Source organism: Bacteroidota bacterium, from assembly GCA_018692315.1.
GTDB lineage: Bacteria > Bacteroidota > Bacteroidia > Bacteroidales > JABHKC01 > JABHKC01.
Genome location: JABHKC010000127.1, coordinates 1 through 2,090, shown reverse-complemented (window position 1 = coordinate 2,090; position 2,090 = coordinate 1). Strand labels below are relative to the sequence as shown.

Genomic DNA, 2,090 nt, shown 5'->3' with positions numbered 1-2,090 from the left:
GGAATGCTTTCACCGTTAATAACTCTTCTACGTATCTGATCTATTTGTCTATTTCCATGATTAATATATTCTTGAATTTGAAAAACGTTGGCTTGTGAAATGGGACAATCGGAAATATTGATGAGATTGATTGTTTCTTGCGCTTTGTCCAGAAAACTTTCTGATAAATCAATATAATCCTCATGAGCATCTTTTATCTGTTGATCTTTTTGCTCTTGTTTTTCTTCATTTTTTGATGAGCTTCTTTTGAGCTTGGATGCTTTTCGAAGTTTTATTTTTACTTTCCTAATATTGTTTTGGTTTTCACGCCACCCTGGTATTCCCAAAATACCGCAAAGAGTTCCTATAGTTTCAAGGGTCTTGCGGACTGCATCAAAGCAAATGCTGATATCTGTTGGGAAATGAACATCTGTTTCCAAAACAAAAGAATCACAACTGCCTTTTAATGGTTCATCAGTTTTCTTCCCAACTATTTTGTGGCCAAAGTCAACTATAATTTTATTAGTTTTAGCAAGTATCTCAGGAGTAAGTAAGCTCACATTATCTTTTATCGTTTGCAAGGGATATCTTTTATCATCAAACGGCCCGTGTCCGATCATCATTCTTAATGTTCTATGCTCATTGGCTAATTCATGCAATTTGTCAAAATCAATATTACAATTCAAACGCAAATTCCCTAATACGAATATTGTCCACAAATCCATTCCTTTTCTACCCTTTTCAGGATTAATTTCTTTGCTTATCACTAACTGCATCAGTAGTTCAAAAATTGCTTCCCGAGCCTCTTTATCTTTATAAATCGCTTGTAATCCCATTAAAAGTTCCGGAATTTCATCCCTTGAATAGAGATCAAATTTTATTTGGTCTATTGTAGGACAAAAAAGACTTGCTTGTAGATCAATGACTTTTCGCATAAAATACTCCATAAAAATCTTTGAGTTTTTTTACTTACTAGTAATATAGTGGCCAATAGTAAGTAAATAGTAAAGAAACTTTTTTCCAAAAGAAAAACAGATAATTAATAACAAATTATATGCAAATAGTCAAGTAAAACGTTAAGTAAAAAAGCAAGTAAAAGTAAAATTATTCGTTTGGGAAATCACATGTAATAGCTTGTAATTACTCATTATATGATTTTTCGGTCAGGCACTATATACCATTTACAGATGAAAAGTTGCCAAGTGATGGGATGTTGACAGAAATTGTAGAAAAAATATTTAAAAAAATGGGAAAAGAGGTTGAGTTGAGTTTCTGGTCTTGGAAACATGGATATGAGGCTACAAAACAAGGAGAATTTGTTGCAACATTTCCTTACCTAAAAAACAAAGATAGAGAAGAGGAATTCTACTTTTCCAAACCATTATTCAACATTTTGCTGCGAGGGTTCACAAAAAACGACTCCACTATTGAATACAATCAAGAAAAAGATTTGAGTGGATTAATGGTGTGCAGGCCAGAAGGGTATTCTATAACTAAAATTAAACACCTGGTTGATAAAGACATTATTTTTTTAAAGCGACCGAAAGAAATGAAAAATTGTTTTCATATGTTAAAGAGAGGTGAGGTTGATATTGTTTTAGCCAATGAATTTGAAGCTAAAGGGATCATAAATAATGAATTCGGAACCAATATCTATTTTAAATTTATAGAAAAATCTTTTGGTGAAGGGCCTCTTCATTTAATATTTCCTAAATCGTCACCAGAAAATATTCATTTGTTGTATGAATTCGATCAATTATTGGATCAAATGGCAAAAGAGGGGGACTTAGCAAAAATTATTAAACGACATCTAATGTATTATCAGGCAATTTTAAAAGACAAGTAAAGAGACCAAATATAGAAATAGGACATCGGCCGGTTTTTGTAGATCATTCGTTACCACGGAGGATTCAGAGTGAATAATCGGAAATCAAAAAGCCTGCTAACCAATTTATATTTATCATGGAATTAAATCTTTTTAAAATATTTATCAGCTTAGGTGTTCCTGGTTTAGCTCTCGGTGTGTTTTATATGTTATTTAAAGTTTTCAAATGGGATTTTCCTAAGGTACCAGTAAAATGGGTTGGCCCAATAGTTGTAATATTTATGAT

2 protein-coding genes are annotated in these 2,090 nt (G+C 32.0%); one reads left to right on the top strand and one right to left on the bottom strand.

Annotated elements, in window-relative coordinates:
- Positions 1-926: ISNCY family transposase (locus tag HN894_09890; GenBank protein ID MBT7143639.1), on the bottom strand; the 926-nt coding region annotated here is incomplete at its 3' end.
- 248 nt (positions 927-1,174) lie between these two features.
- On the opposite strand from HN894_09890, the gene HN894_09885 reads away from it, so the two are divergent.
- Positions 1,175-1,825, top strand: coding sequence for a transporter substrate-binding domain-containing protein (locus HN894_09885; GenBank protein ID MBT7143638.1), 651 nt, complete (start codon positions 1,175-1,177; stop codon positions 1,823-1,825).
- The last annotated feature ends 265 nt before the right edge of the window (positions 1,826-2,090 follow it).